A 21,914-nucleotide genomic window follows, 5' to 3' on the forward strand; every position below is an offset into this window, starting at 1 on the left:
TTGCTCGGCGGACGTTCGAGCACGCGCGCTCGGGACAGGAGCCCGCCAACGGTTCCGTTGCGCGCGTGCGAGACTCGCTACGATGCTGACCTACTTGCAAGCGACTGTCATCGGTGCGGTACAGGGTGTCACCGAACTGTTCCCGATCTCCAGCCTGGGGCACTCCGTGCTGGTCGCGGGTTGGCTCGGTGGTGATTGGGAGAAGCTGACCGGTGCGGGCGAATCCGAGACGGGCACACCGTATCTGGCGTTCGTGGTGGCGTTGCACGTGGCGACGGCGGTGGCACTGCTCGGCTACTACTGGCGCGACTGGTGTGCCATCGTCGCGGGCTTGCTCACCACGCTGCGAACCCGGCGCCTCGACACCATTCCGCAGCGGCTGGCGTGGCTGATCGTCATCGCCACCATTCCGGTCGGCGTGCTCGGAGTTCTGCTGGAACATCCGTTGCACGCCCTGTTCGGAGCGCCGATCTACGCCGCGGTCTTCCTGGCGCTCAACGGTGTCGTGCTGATCGTCGGTGAGGGACTGCGCCGACGGAACGAGCCGTCACTGGCCGAATACGGTCGACGGTTCGCCCGGCAGGAGGCCCGGACAGACACGCTCACCGGCGCGGCGGAAACTCGACGCCGATCCGATCGGCCACTGGCCGCCCTCTCCGCGAGGGACGCCCTCGGTATCGGCTTCGTTCAAGTCGGCGCGCTGCTGACCGGTTTCAGCCGGGCGGGCCTGTCCATGGTCGGCGGCCTGTGGCGAGGTCTCGCGCACGAGCACGCGGCCAAATTCGCCTTCCTGCTGGCCACTCCGGCGATTCTGGGCGCGGGAATCCTGGAGATACCGGAGCTGGTGGGCCCGGAGACCGACGGCATCGGGGGACCGGTGCTCGTCGGCGCCATCGTGTCCGGGGTGTCGTCGTGGCTGGCGGTGCGGTTCCTGGAGCGGTACTTCCAGACCCGCACCCTGCTGCCGTTCGCGGTGTATTGTCTCGCCGCGGGGACGCTCTCGATCGTCCACTTCAGCTGAGGTCTCCCGCTGTTCTGCCCGCGAGTGACCGAGTTCCAGCGGCCGCACCGGAAGCCCCGATCCGATTGCGGCCAGGCGGCGACGATCAGCCGGTCACGCATTCGTCTTCCAGCACTTCACCGTCGCCGTCCAGGACGATCGCCGCGCCGACCGTCCCGCACGCGACCAGTTCGATCAGGGTCGTCGAGGATCTCGGATCGCCGTGGTGCAGGATCTGGGACTCGTAGGTGAGTTCGGCGCGGGTACGAAGTTCTTCGGCCGCGGTGGCGAGCTCGTCGTAGCTGAGAGTCCGCGCGGAGACGAACGCCGGGTCGCTGCCGCGCAACGCACCGGTGCGGTGGGCGTAGGTGACCGGGCGGGGGGACTCGGCGCCGATCTCGGCGACCACGGCGGGGTCGTCGAGCGCGAGCCAGTCGGGTGCGTCGGTGGACCGGGTGCTGCCCACCGTGAGACCGACCTTGATCTCGAGCTCGTCCGGCAGTGCCGCGTCGAGTGCGTCGACCGGCACCACCGCGGCGCCTGCTTTGAGGACGGCCCAGGTGGCGACGACGGCCTCGATCCCGCGGTCCAGCCGTACCGCCACGCCCGCGCCGGGTCCGCAGCCGCGCGCGATGAGCACCCGCGCCAACCGCGACGAGCGGGTCTCGAGGTCGTGGTAGGTCAGCTCCTCGTCGCCGCACACGATGGCGGGGGCATCGGGATCGTCTTCGACGGCGGCCACAAGTGCCTGAGTCAGTGCGGTTCCCGCGGTTGTGGTCAATGACGGCGGGGCGGTGGGTTTGGCGGTTGCGGTGACGAGTTGATGCTCGGCTTGGTCGAGGATGTCGATGTCGCCGATGAGGGTGTGGGGGTTGGTGGCGATGGTGGTGAGGATTTGTTGGAGGCGGTGGCCGAGGGTGTGGATGGTGGGTTCGTCGAAGAGGTCGGTGGCGTAGGTGAGGATGGTGTCGAGTTCGCCGGGGGTGCCGTCGGGGTGGTGGTGGGGGTGGATGTTGACTTGGAGGTCGAATTTGGCGGCGACGGTTCCGGTGTCGAGGGTGGTGATGGTGAGGCCGGGCAGTTGCAGGGTGGGTTGTTCGTTGTTCTGGAAGGACAGTACGACCCCGAACAGGGGGTTGTGGGTGGTGGCGCGGGTGGGGGTGAGGACTTCCACGACGCGTTCGAAGGGGATGTCGGCGTTGGCGAAGGCGGCGAGGTCGGTTTCGCGGGCGCGGTCGACCAGGGCGGTGAACGGCAGTGCGGTTTCGACGTGGGTGCGCAGGGTGAGGGTGTTGACGAACATGCCGACCAGGTCGTCGAGGGCGCGTTCGCCGCGTCCGGCGATGGGGGTGCCGATCGCGATGTCGGTCTCGCCGGTCAGTCGTGCCAGGAGTGCTGCCAGGGCGGCGTGGACGACCATGAACAGGGTGCAGTTGTGTTCGCGGGCGAGGGTGTTGAGGGCGTGGTGGATGTCGGGGGAGACCGCGAAGCCGGTGTTGGCGCCGCGCATGCTGGCCACGGGGGGTCGGGGGCGGTCGAGGGGTAGTTCCAGTTCGCCGGACAGTCCGTGGAGTTGGTCGCGCCAGTAGGCGAGTTGGCGGGCGGCGACGGAGGTGGGGTCGTCGTCGGTGCCGATCACTCGGCGTTGCCAGATGGCGTAGTCGGCGTATTGCACTTCCAGGGGTGCCCAGCGGGGGGAGTTGCCGCCGATGCGGGCGAGGTAGGCGGTGACCAGGTCGCGGGCCAGGGGTGCCATGGAGGCGCCGTCGGCGGCGATGTGGTGGGCGACCACCGCGAGGAGGTGTTCTTCGGGGCTGGTTTCCAGCAGCAGCGCTCGCACCGGGACGTGTTCGGTGACGTCGAACCCGGTGGACATCAGGTCGGTGATCTGGGTGATCGGGTCGTCGGTGACGGTGACTTCCAGTCCGGCGGGCATGGCTTGGGCGACGGTGAGGATTTCTTGGAACGGTAGCCCGCCGGGTCCGCCGGCGGGGTAGCGGGTGCGTAGCGATTCGTGGCGTTCGAGGACGTCGGCCAGCGCGTAGCGCAGTGCGGAGACGTCCAGGGCGCCGCTCAACCGGATCGCCATGGGGATGTTGTAGGCGGGAGAGGTGGGGTCGAATTGGTTGAGCACCCACATGCGTTGCTGGGCCAGCGACAGCGGGATCGGTTCGGCGCGTTCGGCGCGTTCCAGCAGCGGGCGGCGGCCGCCGCCGGCGCCGGGTACCACGCGGGCGGCCAGCGCGGCCACGGTCGGGGCGGCGAACAATTCCCGCACGGCCAGATCCGCATCCAGGGCTTCGTTGATCCGCGCGACCACCCGGGTGGCCAGCAGCGAGTTCCCGCCCAACGCGAAGAAGTCGTCGTCGAGGCCGATGTCGGTGGCGCCGAGCAGGCCGGCGAACACGTCGGCTACCGCCTGCTCCACCGGTGAGCTCGGCGCCCGGAACGCGACCGCGGACACAAACTCCGGCGCCGGCAGCGCGCGGCGGTCGAGTTTCCCGTTCGGTGTCAACGGCAGCGCCTCCAGCACCACCACCGCGTCCGGCACCATGTAGCCGGTGAGGAATTCCGAGACCTGGGTGCGCAGCACCGACGCATCCACGCTCGCACCCGCATCCGCCACCACATACCCGATCAAACGGTCCCCGGCGTGCTCGTCGGCACGCACCAGCACCACCGCCTGACCGACCCCCGGACACCGCAGCAGCGCCGCTTCGATCTCGCCGAGCTCGATCCGGAACCCCCGCAACTGCACCTGTTGATCACCACGCCCGGCGTACTCGAGCGCAGCGTCGTCCTCACCCGCGCGCCACCGGCCGATATCGCCACTGCGGTACATCCGCGACCCCGGCGCACCGAACGGGTTCGCCACGAAACGCGTCGCCGTCAACCCCGGACGGCCCAGATACCCGCGCGACAACTGCGCACCGACCACATGGATCTCACCCGGCACACCCACCGGCGCGGGATGCAGCCGCCGGTCCAGCACGAACGCATCCAAACCCGGGATCGCCCGCCCGATCACACTGGCCGCGTCCTGCACATCACGCTCCCGCAACGGCAGGAACGACACATGCACCGTGGTCTCGGTGATGCCGTACATGTTCACCAACCGCGCCGAGGCGTCGTGGCGCTCATACCAGCGGCCCAGCTTACGCAGATCCAAAGCCTCACCACCGAACACCACATACCGCAACGCGAGCTCACCCGCACCGGCCACCCGATCGGCCTCCACCAGCTGATAGAACGCCGACGGAGTCTGATTCAGCACCGTGACCCGCTCCCGGACCAACAGCTCACGCAACTGCTCCGGCGAACGGGACGTCACATAGTCGACCACGACCACACTGCCACCGTGCGCCAGCGCGCACCACAACTCCCACACCGAGAAATCGAACGCGAACGAATGGAACAACGTCCACACATCGGTGTCGTCGAACCCGAACAACGGCTGGGTGTTGGCGAACAACTCCACCACATTGCGGTGCGCCACCCCGACACCCTTGGGCACACCCGTGGAACCGGAGGTATAGATGACATACGCCAAATTGTCCGGACGCAACCGCGCCACCCGCTCCGCATCACCCACCGGCGTATCGGAATACGTTCCCGCCTCCGACAACAGCACCACCGGCAACTCACCAGCCGGCACCGCCTCACGCTGCTCCGCGGTGGTCAGCACACACACCGGGCCGGCGTCTTCGAGCATGAACTCCAACCGCTGCACCGGATACGTCGTGTCGATCGGCAGATACGCCGCACCCGCGACCAACACACCCAACAACGCGACCGGCAACTCCTCAGTCCGCGACACCGCCACAGCCACCAAAGACTCCGGACCCGCACCCTGGGCGATCAACGCCCGCGCCACCTGATTAGCGCGCCGCTGCAACTCACCGAACGTCAGCGACCGGTCACCGAAGCGGACCGCGACCGCCTCCGGACGGGTGCGTGCTCGGGTGGCGATGACCTCCACCAACGTCACCTCCGGCACGAGCGCACCCGGGGTGGACCACTCGTGCAGCACCTGTTCCCGCTCACCGGGGGCCAGCACGTCGATATCACCCACGACCACCGCCGCGTCCGCGGCCACTGCGGTCAGGATTCGGGTGAACCGGTCGGCGAAATCCCGCACCGTCGCGGAATCGAACAGGTCGGTGGCATAGGTGAACGCCGCCGACAACCCCCCGACCGCACCGTGGCGGTCGATGTTCTCCGCGATCGCCACCTGCAGATCGAATTTCGCCAGTGGCACCGCCAGATCCACCGCCGACACCGACAGCCCCGGCAACTCCAACTCCGTCGCCGCCAGGTTCTGGAAGGTCAGCATCACCTGGAACAGCGGATGCCGCCCCGGCGACCGCGGCGGATCGAGCAACTCCACCAACCGCTCGAACGGCACATCGGCGTGCCCGAACGCCTCCACATCCACCGAACGCACCGCGGCCAGCAGCTCGTCGAACCGTGCACCGGGATCGATGTCGGTGCGCAACACCAGCGTGTTGACGAACATGCCGACCAGATCGTCCAACGCCGCCTCGCCGCGCCCGGCGACCGGGGTGCCCATCGCGATATCCCGGCTTCCGGACAACCGTGCCAGCAGCACCGCCAACGCGGCGTGCACCACCATGAACAATGTCGCATTGTGTTCCTGCGCAACCCGGCTCAAGGCGGCACGCACATCGGCATCGATCTCGAAACCCAGCGTGGCACCGTGATGCGAGGCCACCGCCGGACGCGGCCGATCCGCCGGCAATTCCAACTGCTCGGGAAGCCCGGCCAATTCGCTACGCCAGAACGCGATCTGCTGCGCGAGCACGGACTCCGGGTCGTCCTCGTCGCCCAGGATCTCCCGCTGCCACAGCGCGAAATCGGCGTACTGCACCTCCAACGCCGCCCATTCCGGTGCGCCACCACCCAGCCGGTCGACATAAGCACTCATCAGATCCCGCGTCAACGGACCCATCGAAAAACCATCACCGGCGATGTGATGCACCACGCACACCAGCACATGCTCGGTCGGGCTCACTTCGAGCAACCGCACCCGCACCGGCGGCGCCACCGTCACGTCGAAACCCTCACCCACCACGGCGGCGACCAGCGCGAGCACCTCTGGCTCCTGGGCCCGCTCCACTACCACGTCCGGGACCGCCCGCGGGTCGGCTACCGGCAATACCACCTGCCTGCCCTCACCGTCGAGGTCCGGGTAGACGGTGCGCAGCACCTCGTGCCGCTCGGCCAGATCCCGCACCGCCGCCCGCAACGCCGCCGCATCCAACTGCCCCGACAACCGCACCGCGACCGGGATATTGTTCACCGCACTTGCGGGATCGAACCGGTTCAAAAACCACATCCGCTGCTGCGCATACGACAACGGCACCCGCTCCGGACGCGGCTGCGCCACCAACGCCCGGCCCGCCGCCGACCCCGCATGCTGCTCCACCCGAGCAGCCAGCGCCGCGACCGTGGTCGCCTCGAACAGCAACTGCACCGGCACCCGCACACCCAATGCCGCGCCGACCCGCGCCGCCGCCTGCGCCGCCAACAACGAATTCCCGCCGAGTTCGAAGAAATCGTCGTCCGCGCCCACGCGCCCGTCCTCCGCGGGCACCAGCAACCCCGCGAACACCTCCGCGACGATCTCCTCCACCGGCGTCGACGGCGCACGAAACGCCCGCGCGGCGAACACCGGCTCCGGCAACGCCGCACGATCCAGCTTGCCCACCGGCGTCAACGGAATCTCATCCAAGACGATGATGGACGCGGGCAGCATATAGGCGGGCAAGGTCTCGGAGATGAAGTCGAAGAGTTCGGTGGTGTCGAATCCGATCCCTGCCGCGTACACCTCTGCCCCCTTGGGGAGGACATAGGAGACCAGCATGGTCGTGCCGTTCGGTTGCCGCTTGCCCAGCGTCACCGCGAATTCGACATCCGGATGGCGGCTCAGCGCATCGTCGATCTCGCCCAGTTCGACGCGGAAGCCACGCACTTTCACCTGGAAATCGGAACGTCCGAGGACCTCGATGCCGCCCGAACTCAGTCGGCGGGCCAAGTCGCCGGTGCGGTACATGCGTGATCCCGGATTACCCGCCTCGCCGCCGAAGGGGTTGGTCACGAAGCGTGCCGCGGTGAGGGCCGGCCGGTTCAGATAGCCCGCCGCCAGCGCGGGACCGGAGAGATACAGCTCCCCGACCACTCCGGCGGGGGCCGGTCGCAAGCGGGAATCCAACACGAACAAACCGAATCCGGGTATCGCGTTACCGATGGTGATCGTCTCACCCGGTACGAGCGGCGCGCTGCTGGTCGCGATGACCGTGGCTTCGGTCGGGCCGTAGCCGTTGATCATCGCGCGGCCGTCAGCGGCCCAGCGGTTCACCAAGTGGGGGCCGAACCTGTCACCGATGACCATGACGACCCGCAGGTCGGTGAGACCCGCGGGATCGACCGACTCCAGCGCGCCGGGTGTGATGAGCATGTGCGTGACGCGTTCGCGTCGCAGCAGATCGGCGAGTTCGAACCCGCCGAACACCGTCGGCGGCGCGATCACGAGAGTCGCCCCGGTGGCGAAGGCGAGCAGCAGTTCCAGCACCGACACGTCGAAGTTCGGCGAGCAGATGTGCATCACCCGAGAGCCTTCGGTGACGTCGTAGCGCTCCCGTTCGGACGCCACCATCGCGCCCAACCCGGAGTGCGTGACCACGACACCCTTGGGACGACCGGTCGAACCAGAGGTGAAGATGACGTAGGCGGGGTGCTGTTCGGTGAGCGGCCGCACCCGATCGGTGTACGACACCGGGTGCGCGGGCCGCCGCCCGATTCGCCCCTGGTGCTGCGGATCGTCGAGTTCTATCCAGGGGATGGACGTGCCGAGCGCGGCGCGGTATGCGGACGTGGTCAGACCCAGCGCGGCTCCGGAATCGGAGGCCATGTAGGCGATCCGCTCGGGCGGATAGGTCGGATCGATCGGCACATAGGCGGCGCCGGTCTTGGCGATTGCCCACACCGACAGCACCGACTCGGGGGAGCGCCGAATGCCGATGGCCACCACGTCGCCGGGCCCCACGCCCCGGTCGATCAACTCCCGTGCCAGCCGAGACGACTGTTCATCGAGCTGCCGATAGGTCAACTCCACGGCATCGGTGGCGTCACCCGTCGGACTGAATCGAATCGCCACCGTGTCGGCGGCCGATTCGACGGCGGCGGTGAGCAGTTGCCCGAAGAGTAGACCGCCGGAACGGCGACGGCGATTTCCACGCGCAGAACGGCGGTCCATCTTCATTTCCTGTGCTTTCTCCTTCAGGTGGTGTCGGCTCTCGGCAACCGGATCATCGGTCCGGCCCCCGAGATCGCTACTTGCTCGCGAGGGTGTCGCAGACAGACTGATAGCCCTCCCGTGAGAAGTCCGGACTGTCCGCCCCCGTCGGGACAGTACACAGCCCGTGACCTGCAAACGGCGCGGCATACTGCAGCGTCGGGCGAAATATGCTGTGTCTCACATCTTTCGCCGACCAGGTGCACCAGTGCGGCGCAGACCTACCCGGCGCTGCTCGGTCGGCCCGCTTGTCTTCCTCGCTCAACTCCGTCGCGCCGGCGTGGGCCGAGTCCGACTTGCCGTCGACATGACAAGCATGGCAAGGGGTTTCGGCAGCGTCGAGGGCGCATCCGCGAATTCGCGTTCCGACCGCAGCGTCCCCTCGGGCTGCGCCCACACCGGTTGCAGGCCCTCAGGGGAATGTGCAGGCAGGGCCGCCACCGGAACTGTCGACGTACCCGGCGCGCAACATGCGCAGCAGCAGGCACAGCGCTTGGGTTGCCGAACCGGTCGAGGCCGACCCGGTGTCCGCGATGGTCGCCTGCTGCTCGAGTGGCGCGGCGGACGCGGTCGACAGCGGAGCGAGGAGTGTGGCCGTCGCGAGGAGGCTCGCGGTGATCGCCTTCATGGGCACGAGTATTCGGCGAATTCGTCTGGGACGCACGACCCCATTCATCGGGGCCCGCCGTGCGTCGTCACGCAGATCCCAGGGGCTGCAAAGCCCACGGTGTCGCCTCGACCGGCACCGCCGCGGCAGGCCGATCCATCCGGCTCGTCTTGGATCCGGTGGTGAACTCGGAATCGGTTCCCATGATGACGCGGCCCTCGCCGTTGACCAGTACCACCCGCTGGCCCGCCGCCCGGAATTGTGGAAGCAGCACCTCTTCGATCGACGCGACCGGGACGTCGGCACCGGCTATTCCGAGAAAGGTTCCCGATGTGATCGTGACCGGTACCGCGAATGTGCAGATGTATTGATCAGTACACGCATAGTCGAGACACGGCCCGTGGGCCCAGCGCCGGCCCTGGTCGCGCGGAATCGCGAACCACTCCATTTGCGTGTAGTCGTAGAAGTATTCACTGCGCGGATCCAATTCCAGTAACAGGCGTTGCGGTCCGCGCTGCGTGTTCAGGAACCACCATTCCAGATATCGGGGCCGATCCACGAGAACGCCGTCAGCCAGCACTACACCTGCGCTTTCGAACAGATTTCCGCGCTGCTCGAGTTCGCCGACAATGGTCTCGCGCAGCGGTGCCAGGTCGGTCGATCGGGGAGTGTGCCGCGGGTTCTCGGCCAAGCCTTCCCACAGTGTCGTCAGCCCGGCCCCGATGATCCCCAGCGACCGGTAGATCTCGTCGGCCAGCTCAGTGACGGCGGAAGCGAGCGACTCGACAGTCACCGGAGTGGGAAAATCATCGGTTGTCCTCATCGATCAACTGAGCTCCAAGCGTAGGGCGACGAGGCGGCGGATCCGTGATTCGGTTTGTGACTCTGCCAGTTCTCTCGCCCTAGCCCAGATATTTCGTGCGGCTGAGGTGTTGGCCTGATCGGGTTCGGGTTGGTGTTTTGCGGCCGTTCCGGCCGCAAACGGTGTGACGGTGTGGCCCGTTCAGCGGGTTGGCTGCCGGGTTCCACGGGCCCGGAAGTGGTTGCCCTTTTGGTCGTCGGGGTGGGTTTACGCTGGTCAGCCCGGTTGCAGGCGGGCGAGGGCGGTGAGGATCAGGCCGGTGTGAGGCCAGTGGGCGGAGAATCGGAGGGAGGTTCGGCGGGCGTGGCGGGTGATGCGGGCCGCAGCGGAGAACAGGCGCAGGCGCAGCCGTTTGGGTTCCCAGCGGCGCGCTTCGTGATCAGCCAGGGCGAGCATCTGCATCCATGCGGTGAGTTCTGTTGCCAGGCAGACGATCTCGAGCCAGATCCGATTCTGGTTGAAGCCTTGCAGCGGCAGGTTGGTCAGCCCGGTGTCCTTCGCGGTGCGGATGCGGTCTTCACAGCGGGCGCGGCGGCGGTGGCGCAGCTCCAGGTCCGGGAGCTGGCCGGTGCGGGCGTTGGTGGCGAAGGCGGTCAACCGCAGACCGTCGCGGTCGGTGAACCGCAGTTGCGCGCCGGGGTGCGGGCGCTCTTTGCGCACGATGACCCGCATGCCGGACGGCCAGTCGGTGAGATCGATCAGGCCGGTCAGCTCGGCCACCCACGCGCCGTCACGGACCTGGCCGTCGGTGTCGTATGCCTCGGCCCAGGCGTCTATGGGGATGAGATCGACTGCGGCGGCGGTAGTTTCGGTGAGCGAGAAGCCGACCGAGTACTGCAGATGCCGGGCAGTGAGGTAGTTGAGGAATTCGTGGGTGCCGCCGCCGGAGTCGGTGCGCACCAGCACTTTCCGGCCGACTCGGTAGCCGGGCTGCCACGGCAGCTGCTGCAGGGCCGCAGCCAGCACTCGCTTGTGGTCGGCCGCGGTGTTGCTGCCGGCGTTTCCTGGTCGCAGATCCGTGATCAGCGGTTCACCGGTGCCGGACGGGCCATGGTCGGCCCACGAGCCGAGCGGATGATGGCCGAAGCTCTTCTTGAACGTCGGTGCTGCGTGTTCTTTCTCGGAGTGGGCGATCGTCAGGGTCGCGTCCAGGTCGATGATCAGTGGATGCTCGGCGTCGATCCCGTGATCGGGAGCGCGGTCACCGGCACGATCCCACGCCGCGGCGCGGGCGGATGCTCGCGCGGATCTGATGGCCGCCAATGCTTTCGGCGCTTCGACGGCCAGCCCGGCGATCGCGCGCGACACGGTCGGATCCGATGCCACCAGCCCGAACACACCCGGCTCGGCACGCAGCATGCCGATATCGGCCAGGCAATCACCGCCGAGCGCGACCGCGACCGCCAGATCCAGCACAACCTTGCCCGGATCGTGCACCGACCCCGGCTTGCGCCACGGCGCCAACGCTTGCGACAAACCGCTGGTCAACCCAACCATTTCGGCGGTGCGCAGCAGCAACACCGCTCCCGCCTGCGACACGACATGCGAACCCGACCCATCCGCGGCCAGCCGCGGATACGGCGACGTAGACTTCCCCACCGAAAGGGTGCTCCTCGAATCTGTGCGAATTCCGACCTCAGCAATCAGAATTCTCCCAGTTCAGAGCACCCTTTCTTGTTCGCGACACGCGATCCTCAGTCACCTGCGATGAAAGCCCAGGGCTAGCATCGTCTTCTCGCTCGATCGCGTCCACCAAGTCGCGGTGAGCGGTGGCTTCGGCCGCCGGGTCGAGTTTCAGCCGGGGTAACCAGAGCAACGCGGAAAGTTCGGCCTGCAGCGCGACCTCTGCACGGGTCAGGCGGGTGGATTGCGCGCAGACCGCCATCTCGATATGGAATCGGCTGTCGGCACGGCGTGCCGAAACGGATTCGCTGCTGTCCTTCAGCCGGTCGGCCAAGGACCGCAGCCGGGCTATATCGGCCCGCCCCCCGCGTCGCGCGGCGAAAACGGCAGCCGCTCCGGTGACGGCGAAGTGTTCGTCGCCCAGATCGCGCAACTCCTGAATGCTCATCTGCTGCAACCGAGCCAGCGAGCTGCTCTCCAGGACGTCTGCCGCACCATGGATGAAGCTGCCACCACCGCGGCCGCGTTTGGTGTGCACGATGCCCCGCTGCCGGAGTACGGCCAGCGCCTCCCGCAAGGTCATCGTCGACACGCCCAACTGATTGGCGAGGTCGGTCTCGCTCGGCAACTGCTGGCCATCGACCATCAGGCCGAGGCTGATGGCAGCGCACAATCGCTGCACCACGGCCTCGGTTTTCGGGCCGCCGCCTTCGAGCGGTGACAGCACGGCGCCGAGGGCGGTCAATCCGGCGCTCTCCTGCTTGGACAACGCGACTCCTCGGTGGTGGATGTGATTCGATCCTAGCCAAGGAACACTTGAAATATGAACTCTATATTTAGAGGTATAGTCTACGCCTCTTCGGTCCGGGGTAAACGCACGCCGCCTGTGTAGGTGGTGTTCCTGCGGGGTGAGACGCCGTGCCGCTGGGCCGCCACCTTCCTCCGGGAGGTCTGCCGACGGCTCACCGTCGTACGCTGCGACTTTGCTCGAGATCTACGACCTCACGGGCCGCAGCCCTGCGTAGTGGACGCCGACCGGGACGGCCAACTTGATGGGATTTTTACGCGGCAGCCATTGAACTATGAACTCTAATGTCTTAGGTTCAAGACCGTGCAACTGCCTCCTTGGGCGCATCGACGCGTCGGCGGCACGATCGAAGCAGGATTTCTCCATGTCCGAGAACCAGAGCAGTCATAGCGAGTACCTGAAGCGGCGCGTCCGAGCCGAGTCGTCGGCCGAGGCAACGGCCCGTACGGCCGGGTGCACGTTGTCAGCACGAGCGGAGCGCACGGCGCCGGAGTGTCGAAGATGAATGACGTATGCCAGACAGAAGTCGACGGAGTACGGGTGACGTGGCGTTTCGTCCACCACCACCTGATCGCGATCGTCGCCGTGAACAACGCGTCCGATGCTTCGCCGGTGGTCTCCTTCAGTCCGGACAACTACCCCGATCTCGCGCAGGCGCGCGAGCTTTTTCCGGAGCTGACGCGGCTGTGGGATGCGATACGCCGCGAATTCTGGAACAAGCTCATCCCGCCGCTGCAACAGGCATGGGCGTGAGCTGAGGTCACCGCGCGCCCGGCTGCGTAGCCGGGCGCGCGGCGTCGTACCCGCGCGGAGACCGGATCTCAGTCCCGCGTGATGGCCCCGTCGACGCGCCGCCAGATACCGAGCGGGTTGTCCGCGCGGATCTCGTCGGCGAGAAGGTCGTCGGGGACGTTCTGGTAGGCCACCGGACGGAGGAATCGCTCGATGGCGCGGCTGCCCACGGAGGTGGTCGAGGGAGCGCTGGTCGCGGGGAACGGGCCTCCGTGGACCACCGCGTGCCCGACCTCCACTCCAGTGGGCCAGCTATCGAAGAGCACCCGGCCCGCGATCAGTTCGAGTTTGCCGAGCAAGGTCCGGGCGAGTTCGCGATCCGTGCGCGCGGCGTGCACCGTGGCGGTGAGCTGGCCTTCGAGTTCGTCGACGAGGGTGGCGAACTGCTGCGGGCCGGCTACCCGGACGATGATCGAGGCGGGTCCGAACACTTCCTCCTGGAGTTCCCGGTCCGCCAGGAACCGCTCACCGGTGGTGACGAACAGCTGTGGCACACCGGTGCAGGCGGCCCCGTCCGCGGTGCCGGTCGCGACTGTTCGCACGGCATCGGTAGCGGCCAGCCGTCGCGCTCCGGCGGAGAACGCCGCGGCGATGCCAGGGTTGAGCATCGGCGCACCGGGCGCGGCGGCGATCTGCGCGCTCGCCGCGTCGACGAAATCGCCGGCCCCGGGCCCGTCGGCCAGGAACACCAGGCCGGGGCTGGTGCACAACTGTCCGACGCCGGTGGTGAGCGAGGCGGCGAATTCGGCGCCGAGCTGTGCGCCGCGCTCGGCCAGGGCGCCGGGTAGCACGAAAACCGGGTTGACACTGGACATTTCGGCGAATACCGGAATGGGCACCGGCCGCGCCGCGGCGGCCGCGACGAGCGCGAGCCCGCCTCGCCGCGAGCCGGTGAAGCCGACGGCCCGGATATGCGGGTCGCGCACCAGCGCCGAGCCGGTCTCGACGCCGCCGTGGATCAGCGAGAAGGTGCCCTCGGGCAGGTCGTGCTCGCCCACGGCCGCGCGCACCGCCCGGCCGACCAATTCGGAGGTGCCCGGGTGGGCGGGGTGTGCCTTCACCACCACCGGCGAGCCTGCGGCCAGCGCGGACGCGGTGTCACCACCGGCCACCGAGAACGCGAGGGGGAAGTTGCTCGCCGCGAACACCGCCACCGGGCCGAGCGGGATTCGGCGTTGCCGCAGATCGGGCTTCGGCAGCGGGCTGCGCGTCGGATCGGGCCGGTCCCATCGGGCGCCGGTCCAGCTGCCCTCACGCACCACGCCCGCGAAAAGCCGCAGCTGGCCGGTGGTGCGCGCGATCTCACCGCGCACCCGGGCCTCGGGCAGACCGGTCTCGGCGATCACCCGGTCGACCAGTACATCACCCAGTGCCTCGATCTCCCCGGCGATGCTGTCCAAGAACGCCGCACGCTGCTCGAATCCGGTGCGCCGATAACGCTCGAAAGCGGCAGCGGCCAGTTCGGCGGCACGGGCCACGGTCGCGGCGTCGGCTTCGCGATACACCGGAGCGAGTTCGGCGCCTGTCGCCGGATCCGTCGCGTGGAATGGCGCGCCGGCGCCAGGGACGTCCGCGGCGCCCACCAGGTTGGCGCCGGTCAGGTGCGCTGCGTCGAGGTGCGAGGCGGTCATCAGTTCACTTTCTTCACGAGATCGGCCAGCTCGGCGAGTTCGACTTCGTCGAGGTCGGTCAACGGGCTGCGGACCGGTCCGGCCGGGCGTCCGATCACTTTCATACCCGCCTTGATGATGCTCACCGCGTAGCCCGGCTTCCGGTTGCGCAGGTCGCAGTACGGGATCACGAAGTCGTTCAGCGCGGTGCGGACGAACGCGGTGTCGCCGCTGCGCAGCGCCCGATAGAACGCGAGCGCGAACTCCGGGACGAAGTTGTAGATGGCCGAGGAGTAGGTGGTGACGCCGAGGGCCAGGTAGGGCAGCGCGAACATCTCCGCGGTCGGCAGCCCGCCCACATAGGTCAGCCGGTCGCCGAGTGCGGCGTAGATCCGGGTCATCTGCTCGATGTTCCCGATGCCGTCTTTGAACCCGATCAAGTTCGGGCACCGGTCGGCGAGTTCGGCGACGGCGGTCTCGGTGTAGGCGGCGTTGGCCCGCGAGTAGATGATCACGCCGAGGTCCGTGGCCGCGCACACCTGCCGGACGTGGGCGGCCAGGCCCTCCTGGCTGGCCTCGGTGAGATAGGGCGGCAAGAGCAGGATTCCGTGCGCACCCGCCCGTTCCGCGGCCCGCGTCATCTCCACCGCGGTGGCCGTGCCGTAACCGGCCGGCGCGATCACCGGCAGGCCCTCCGGCGCCTCGGCTACCGCCGCGGTCACCACCTGGTCCACCTCGGCGGGGGTGAGCGAGAAGAACTCGCCGGTGCCGCCCGCGGCGAAGAGACCGGACGCGTCGTAGCCGCCGAGCCAGGCGATGTTCTCCCGATAGGCGGCCTCGTCGAACGAACCGTCGGCACGCAGATGGGTGACCGGGAAGGACAGCAGACCGGAGCCGAGCTTCCGGGCGATGTCCTGCGGTGCGGCAGTGGTCATGGTGGGCGCTCCTGTTCGATGGGCCAGCTGAGCCCACCCTAGGAACGACTTATGATTCACGTCCAACACTGTTTGCATATCTATCAATACAAGGTCGGTATCGAATGTTCACCTTCGTGCAGCTCACCCATTTCGTGGCCGTCGCCGAGGAACTGCACTTCGGGCGTGCCGCGGAACGACTCCGGATGACGCAGCCGCCGCTGAGCAGGCAGATCCAGCTGCTGGAGAAGGAGGTGGGCGCGGAACTGTTCGATCGCTCCAATCGCACTGTCCGGCTCACCCGGGCCGGTCAGGCGTTCCTGGTGGACGCTCGCCGCCTGCTCCAGCAGGCCGAGCGTGCGACGCTGGCGGTGCGCCGGGTCTCCGCGGGTACCGGCGGGGTGCTGCGGGTGGGTTTCACCGGCGCCAGCGTGCACTCCGGTCTGCCGCTGGTGCTGGCGACCGCGCGCTCGCTGCTGCCGGATGTCGACGTGGAGCTGCGTGAACTGGTGACGATGGACCAGGTCGAGGCGCTTTCGGACGGCTCGCTGGATCTGGGCATGGTGCGCCCCCCGATCACCCGGCCGGATCTGACCGCCCGCGCCTTCGTCCGCGAAGGCTTGATCGCCGCGTTGCCCGGCGATCATCCGCTCGCCGTCTCGGCCGACCCGCTGCCGGTCGCGGCACTGCACGGCGCGGAGATGGTCATGCACGCGCCGGTCGAGGCGCGCTACTTCCACGAATTGGTGACCAGCGTGCTGCACGCCGCGTCGGTGGTTCCGGCGGTAACCCAGTACATGACCCAGGTGCACAGCATCCTGGCCTTGGTCAACCTGGGCTGGGGTGCGGCGCTGGTGCCCGAATCGGCGGCGGGCATGCGTTTCGACAACGTGCGGTATCGGCCTCTGGCGCAGGTCGCGCGGGTGGTGGAACTCGATCTCGTCTGGCGACAGGACAACGAGAACCCGGCGCTGGCGCGGCTGCTCCCGGGGCTCGGCGCGGGGGAGCAGAGAACGTTCGATACCTTTCCTGTATCGATTCATCCGTAATTAGTGTTGGACGGGAATCGTCCCCGCTCTCTAAGTTCTGTGCTGTGAGGCGAGTCACTCGCCCGACGATCTCTTCCCACAGCACCGCGCAGCGCGGTGGTGGTTCGACCGAAAGGAGTGGACGATGTCGTTCACTCGGCAGCCGACGGCGGAACTGGATGCGGCCGTATCGAAATTCTTTCGACGAGTCGTCCCGCTGTTCATCGTCATGTTGATCTGCAACCAGATCAACCGATCGAATATCGGTTACGCCCGTGAATATCTGGAGGCCGATGTCGGTATCGGCGCCGCCGCGTACGGGTTCGGCGCGGGCGTGTTCTTCATCGCTTACGCGCTGTTCGAGTTGCCGAGCAACGTGATGATGGAGAAGTTCGGCGCCCGCATCTGGCTCACCCGGATCATGATCAGCTGGGGCCTCATCTCCGCGGCGATGATGTTCGTGCAGAACGCGACGATGTTCTATGTCCTGCGCTTCCTACTCGGCGCCGCCGAGGCGGGCTTCTTCCCCGCGGTGATCTTCTACCTGGCCAAGTGGCTGCCCAACAGCCACCGCGGACGCGCCACCGCGCTGTTCGTCGCCGGGTCGTCGATCGCCGCGGCGATCTCCGGGCCGCTGTCGGGCCCGCTGCTCTCGCTCGACGGCGGCGGCGGCCTGCACGGCTGGCAATGGATGTTCGGCATCGAGGGAATGGTGTCGGTGATCGTCGGCTGCATCGCCTTCTTCTTTCTGGATTCCCGGATCGAAGACGCGAAATGGCTGACGCCAGGGGAACGAAAAGCGCTCAGTGGCACCATTGCCGAAGAGGAGATCGACAAGGCCGTCAATTCGGGTGTGGCACACAAAGCGTCGCGCTGGCGCATGCTCGCCGATCCGAAGCTCCTGCTCTTCTGCTGGATCTATTTCGCGATCCAGCTTTCGATCTACGCCAACACCTTCTGGCTGCCCTCGATCATCCGCCGCATCGACGGCGTGAACGACATCACCGTCGGCCTGCTCGCCTCCCTGCCCTGGATCTGCGCCGTGGTCGCCATGTACGTCTCGGCCCGGATCGGTGACCGCACCGGCAATCGGAGGCCGCTGCTGATCATCGCGCTGCTCACCGCGGCGGTGGGCACCTATCTGGCCGCGATCGCCTCGCCGTGGCTTGCCCTGGTGTTCCTGTGCATCGCCGCCATGGGATTCAAGAGCGCCAGCCCGCTGTTCTGGTCCATTCCGCAGTCGGGCCTGCACCCGCTCGTCCTGGCGCCCGCCATCGCCATCATCAACTCCATCGGCAACCTCGGCGGCTTCGTCGCGCCGTACGGCTTCGGGCTGGTGAAATCGGCCACCGGTGAGGTGACCTGGGGTCTGTACGCGCTGGCCGCGGCCTCGGTGCTCGCCGCCGCGTCGGTGCTGCTGGTGCGTCGTGAAGCGCGAGCAGGCGCCGCCGACACCGTGTTGCGCGCCGACCCCACCGACCATGCCGCCGATCGCGCACCGGCCGCCGCCCCGAACGCCGTCGCCGTCACCACTCTGGAGAACCGGTCATGACATCCTCGTCTCGCACCCCTCGCGTCACCGGCATGCGCGTCGTGCCGATCGCGGGCCACGACAGCATGCTGCTCAACCTGAGCGGCGCACACGCTCCCTACTTCACTCGCAACCTGGTGATCCTCACCGATTCCGAGGGCCGCACCGGGGTGGGGGAGGTACCCGGTGGCGAACGCATCCGCGCCACCCTCACCGACGCCAGGGAATTGGTGCTCGGCCGCTCGCTCGGCGAATACCACGCCGTGCTCGATGACATCCGCCGCACTTTCGCCGCCCGCGACTCGGGCGGGCGCGGCAGCCAGACCTTCGATCTGCGCGTCACCGTGCATGCCGTCACCGCGGTGGAATCCGCGCTGCTGGACCTGCTGGGGCAGCACCTCGAGGTGCCGGTGGCCGCACTGCTCGGCGACGGCGTGCAGCGCACCGCGGTGCCGGTGCTCGGTTACCTGTTCTTCGTCGGCGACCGCACCCGCACCGACCTGCCGTATCGATCCGGCGCGGACGAGCCCGCCGACGCCGACACCTGGCTGCGGTTGCGGCACCAGGCCGCGCTCACACCGGACGCGGTGGTCGCGCTGGCTCGCGCCGCCCGTGCGCGCTACGGCTTCCGGGACTTCAAACTCAAGGGCGGCGTGCTGGCCGGGCGGGACGAGGCCGCCACGGTCCGCGCGCTCGCCGAGGAATTCCCGGACGCGCGCATCACCCTGGACCCCAACGGTGGATGGCTGCTGAGCGAGGCCGTGGAACTGTGCCGCGAGCTGACCGACGTGCTCGCCTACGCCGAGGACCCGGTGGGCCCGGAGGGGTCCTATTCCGGCCGTGAGGTGATGGCGGAGTTCAAGCGGGCTACCGGTCTGCCCACCGCCACCAATATGATCGCCACCGACTGGCGCGAACTCGGCCACGCCGTCCGCGCGGGCGCCGTCGACATCCCCCTCGCCGATCCGCACTTCTGGACCATGGCGGGCTCGGTCCGCGTCGCCCAGCTGTGCGACGCGTGGGGCCTGACCTGGGGCTCGCACTCCAACAATCACTTCGACGTCTCGCTGGCCATGTTCACCCACGTCGCGGCGGCCGCTCCCGGCGCGATCACCGCCATCGACACCCATTGGATCTGGCAGGACGGCCAGCGCGTGACCCGCGACCCCTATCCCATCGCCGGCGGCACGCTCACCCTGCCGTCGCGCCCCGGTCTCGGCGTCGAACTCGACGAGGAGCGGGTCGCCGCCGCCAACGAGCTCTACCAGCGGGAGGGCTTGGGCGATCGCGACGACGCCGCGACCATGCAATACCTCGTGCCGGGGTGGCGCTTCGACAGCAAGCGGCCTGCGCTGGTGCGCTGAGCCAGTCGGTAGGAAACGGGAGCCGCGGACCATCGGGTCTGCGGCTCCTTGCCTGCCGCGTGGCGGCTCGCCCGGCCGAAACTCGTTCCGGCGAAACGTCATACATTCGCCGGTCGTAGCGCGGCCCTGCCGCACGGTAGCAGGGCGAGCACGCCGAACACGTCGAAGATCAAGGGTTTGGAACCACCCAGAAGAGGCATTACCCCCTGCGAACAAGCTCGGCAAGGAGGTCAAGATGTCGGCTGGAGTATGGGTGATCATCGCCGTCATCGTCATTGTCGTCGCGGCCCTGCTGGCGTTCCTGGTCTGGCCGATGGTGCGCAGGCAGCGACTACGCCGCAGATTCGGCCCCGAGTACGACCGGACGGTGCAGGAACTCGAGGACCGCAAGACGGCAGAACAAGAGCTCGCCGAACGCGAGCGCAGGCACGCGCAGCTGCGGCTACGCGACCTGTCGAAGGACGAGAAGCGGGTCTACACCACGCGGTGGGTCGAGGTGCAGGAGCGATTCATCGACGACCCGGCCGGTGCGCTCACCGAAGCCGACCGCCTCGTCACCACGATCATGGCCGAGCGCGGCTACCCCACGGAGAACTACGAGCAACAGCTCGCCGATCTCTCCGTGGAGCACGCCGAGCCGCTGGTCCACTATCGCGCCGCGCACGAGATCGCGACGCGACCGGCGGGTGCCGAGGTGTCCACCGAGGACCGGCGCACCGCTGTCGTGCATTATCGGGAACTTTTCAAGGACCTGCTCGGCGTGGCCGATCAGGAGAAGAAGGGCGTGAAATCATGAGCACCGAATCCGAGCGGCGGCTGCACACCAGGGCGGAAGAGGATTCGGCCAGGGCGGGGGAGCCCGCCGGGTCCGAACAGTACGGCGAGACGACGGACCGTCGGCAGGAAGCCCACGCCGGGCAGGTCGGCGAAACCGACGCGGTCCAGCGCGACACCGCGACGCCGATCGACGACTCCGAGCGCCGCCCGACGAGCGGCGATGCGGTCGAGCCGGACTCGGCCGCTCGGGCCCACGACCCGGGGGCGATGCGCGAGACCACCTCAGCAGGGCAGTCCGCGACCGGCAACGAACGAGCGGAGTTCGCCGGTGACGCCGAGCGTGGCAGCATGGATGCTTCGACGCAGGGGGTTGCGCAGGACTCCACCCGAGGCGCCGACGCCACGGCGTCCGCTCCCGCGGCAAGCGACCAGCTCGCGCCCTTGATCCCCGAAGCCGATCTCGATCGTCTGCGCACCCAGTGGCGCGAGGTCCAGGTCACCTTCGTCGACAACCCGAGGGCCGCCGTTGCTCGCGCCGACGAACTGCTCGGCGGCACCATCGACCAGTTGGTCGCGACCTACCAGGAGCGCAAACGCGAACTGGACTCGCGGCTGGGCGACGAGTCCGACACCGAAGGCCTCCGGCAGGCGTTGCGCGGTTACCGAGGGTTCTTCGACCAGCTGCTCTCGACCGGCGCCTAGCCGAGCCCCGTGGCCCATGGATGTCTTTCGACTGGCGACGGGAACGGTCGACCGAGCGACGAACTGGGTCGCCCAGCAGGTGAAGGCCCGGGTACCCAGCGCTGACCCCGGCGACCGCGACCCGGAGTTCATCGCCGACACCATGGGCCTGGGCTGGCTGTTCGTCCGCCTCTATTTCCGGGCGGAGGTGCGCGGGCTGGATCGGGTTCCCGAAAAGGGGCCGGTATTGCTGGTGGCCAACCACTCCGGCGGCAACGTGTCGCCGGAGGTTCTGGTCACCACGCTGGCATTCGTCCGGCGTTTCGGCCCGCACCGGCCCTTTTTCCAGCTTGCCCACGACATGGTGATGGCCTACCCGGTGATCGGGTCGTTGCTGCGTCGCTTCGGCACGGTGAACGCCGACCCGGGCAATGCCGAGCAGGCGCTGCGCGACGGTGCGGTGGTGCTGGTCTATCCCGGCGGCGACTGGGAGGTCCACCGCCCCAGCTGGGAGGAAGACCGCCTCGACTTCGCCGGTCGCACCGGTTTCCTCCGCTTGGCCTGGAACGAGCGGGTGCCGATCGTCCCGGTGGTCAATATCGGTGCGCAGCAGAGCGAGCTGGTGCTCACCCGCGGGGATCGGATCGCGCGCCTGCTGCGGCTGGACCGCATGCTGCGGCTGAAAGTGTTCCCGATCTCCATCGCCCTGCCGTGGGGACTGAACATCGGTGATCTCGCCGGGCACCTGCCCTTGCCCAGCAAGATCACCGTCGAGTTCCTCGACCCGATCGACCTGCGCGAAGCGCTGGGTCCGGAACTCGACCTGGAGCGGGCCTACCGGCACGTCACCGGGATCATGCAACGCACACTGACCAGGCTGGACGAGGAACGCGACCTGCCGATCGTCGGGTGAACGGAATCAGTGGGGCGATTTCGGCCGCACCCTCCCACGGCCGCCAATTTTTATGATACCGTTCGTAACATATATCCGCTCAGTGTGAT

General features: G+C 68.0%; 15 protein-coding genes. 8 read left to right on the forward strand and 7 right to left on the reverse strand.

Going from position 1 to position 21,914, the window contains the following annotated elements; translation table 11 throughout:
- Positions 1–82 precede the first annotated feature (82 nt).
- Positions 83–1,021 (forward strand): undecaprenyl-diphosphate phosphatase, encoded by a 939-nt coding sequence (locus LTT66_RS29000; protein ID WP_233061756.1) that lies wholly within the window; start codon positions 83–85, stop codon positions 1,019–1,021.
- Between the two features lie 85 nt (positions 1,022–1,106).
- Here LTT66_RS29000 and LTT66_RS29005 read toward each other — a convergent pair whose 3' ends face one another.
- The 5 genes from LTT66_RS29005 to LTT66_RS29025 all read right to left on the reverse strand — a co-directional run bounded on the left by LTT66_RS29005 (position 1,107) and on the right by LTT66_RS29025 (position 12,152).
- Complete coding sequence (locus LTT66_RS29005; protein WP_408638685.1) at positions 1,107–8,282, reverse strand: amino acid adenylation domain-containing protein; 7,176 nt, start codon at positions 8,280–8,282, stop codon at positions 1,107–1,109.
- A 445-nt stretch (positions 8,283–8,727) separates the two neighbouring features.
- Positions 8,728–8,943, reverse strand: a complete 216-nt coding sequence (locus LTT66_RS29010; RefSeq protein WP_233061758.1) for a hypothetical protein — start codon at positions 8,941–8,943, stop codon at positions 8,728–8,730.
- A 67-nt stretch (positions 8,944–9,010) separates the two neighbouring features.
- The gene (locus LTT66_RS29015) at positions 9,011–9,745 is read right to left on the reverse strand and encodes a cache domain-containing protein (RefSeq protein ID WP_233061759.1); all 735 of its coding nucleotides are present in this window, start codon (positions 9,743–9,745) and stop codon (positions 9,011–9,013) included.
- A 255-nt stretch (positions 9,746–10,000) separates the two neighbouring features.
- Positions 10,001–11,383 (reverse strand): IS1380 family transposase, encoded by a 1,383-nt coding sequence (locus LTT66_RS29020; RefSeq protein ID WP_233061760.1) that lies wholly within the window; start codon positions 11,381–11,383, stop codon positions 10,001–10,003.
- A 37-nt stretch (positions 11,384–11,420) separates the two neighbouring features.
- The gene (locus tag LTT66_RS29025) at positions 11,421–12,152 is read right to left on the reverse strand and encodes a FadR/GntR family transcriptional regulator (protein ID WP_233061761.1); all 732 of its coding nucleotides are present in this window, start codon (positions 12,150–12,152) and stop codon (positions 11,421–11,423) included.
- A 603-nt stretch (positions 12,153–12,755) separates the two neighbouring features.
- Here LTT66_RS29025 and LTT66_RS29030 point away from each other — a divergent pair.
- Positions 12,756–12,968 (forward strand): hypothetical protein, encoded by a 213-nt coding sequence (locus LTT66_RS29030; RefSeq protein ID WP_233061762.1) that lies wholly within the window; start codon positions 12,756–12,758, stop codon positions 12,966–12,968.
- A gap of 68 nt (positions 12,969–13,036) precedes the next feature.
- Here the strand turns inward: LTT66_RS29030 and LTT66_RS29035 are convergent, their stop codons facing one another.
- Together LTT66_RS29035 and kdgD are read right to left on the reverse strand one after the other, a co-directional pair.
- Positions 13,037–14,638, reverse strand: a complete 1,602-nt coding sequence (locus LTT66_RS29035; protein ID WP_233061763.1) for an aldehyde dehydrogenase (NADP(+)) — start codon at positions 14,636–14,638, stop codon at positions 13,037–13,039.
- On the reverse strand, positions 14,638–15,552 hold the full coding sequence (gene kdgD / locus LTT66_RS29040; RefSeq protein WP_233061764.1) for a 5-dehydro-4-deoxyglucarate dehydratase: 915 nt from the start codon (positions 15,550–15,552) through the stop codon (positions 14,638–14,640). The genes LTT66_RS29035 and kdgD overlap by 1 nt, the downstream gene beginning before the upstream one ends.
- 104 nt (positions 15,553–15,656) lie before the next feature.
- Between kdgD and LTT66_RS29045 the strand changes: the two genes are divergently transcribed.
- The 6 genes from LTT66_RS29045 (at position 15,657) to LTT66_RS29070 (ending at position 21,825) form a co-directional block, all read left to right on the forward strand.
- Positions 15,657–16,580 carry a LysR substrate-binding domain-containing protein gene (locus LTT66_RS29045; RefSeq protein WP_233061765.1) on the forward strand — a complete coding sequence of 308 codons (924 nt, stop codon included), beginning with the start codon at positions 15,657–15,659 and terminating at the stop codon, positions 16,578–16,580.
- A 124-nt stretch (positions 16,581–16,704) separates the two neighbouring features.
- Entirely contained in the window at positions 16,705–18,111 is a 1,407-nt protein-coding gene (locus LTT66_RS29050; RefSeq protein WP_233061766.1) for an MFS transporter, read from the forward strand.
- Entirely contained in the window at positions 18,108–19,454 is a 1,347-nt protein-coding gene (gudD, locus tag LTT66_RS29055) for a glucarate dehydratase (protein ID WP_233061767.1), read from the forward strand. The genes LTT66_RS29050 and gudD overlap by 4 nt, the downstream gene beginning before the upstream one ends.
- 235 nt (positions 19,455–19,689) lie before the next feature.
- A complete protein-coding gene (locus LTT66_RS29060; protein ID WP_233061768.1) occupies positions 19,690–20,250 on the forward strand; it encodes a hypothetical protein in 561 nt (186 codons plus the stop codon).
- Positions 20,247–20,933, forward strand: coding sequence for a hypothetical protein (locus LTT66_RS29065; RefSeq protein WP_233061769.1), 687 nt, complete (start codon positions 20,247–20,249; stop codon positions 20,931–20,933). The genes LTT66_RS29060 and LTT66_RS29065 overlap by 4 nt, the downstream gene beginning before the upstream one ends.
- A gap of 16 nt (positions 20,934–20,949) precedes the next feature.
- Positions 20,950–21,825 (forward strand): 1-acyl-sn-glycerol-3-phosphate acyltransferase, encoded by an 876-nt coding sequence (locus LTT66_RS29070; RefSeq protein ID WP_233061770.1) that lies wholly within the window; start codon positions 20,950–20,952, stop codon positions 21,823–21,825.
- Positions 21,826–21,914 lie beyond the last annotated feature (89 nt).

Source organism: Nocardia gipuzkoensis, from assembly GCF_021183645.1.
GTDB classification, from domain to species: Bacteria; Actinomycetota; Actinomycetes; order Mycobacteriales; family Mycobacteriaceae; genus Nocardia; species Nocardia abscessus.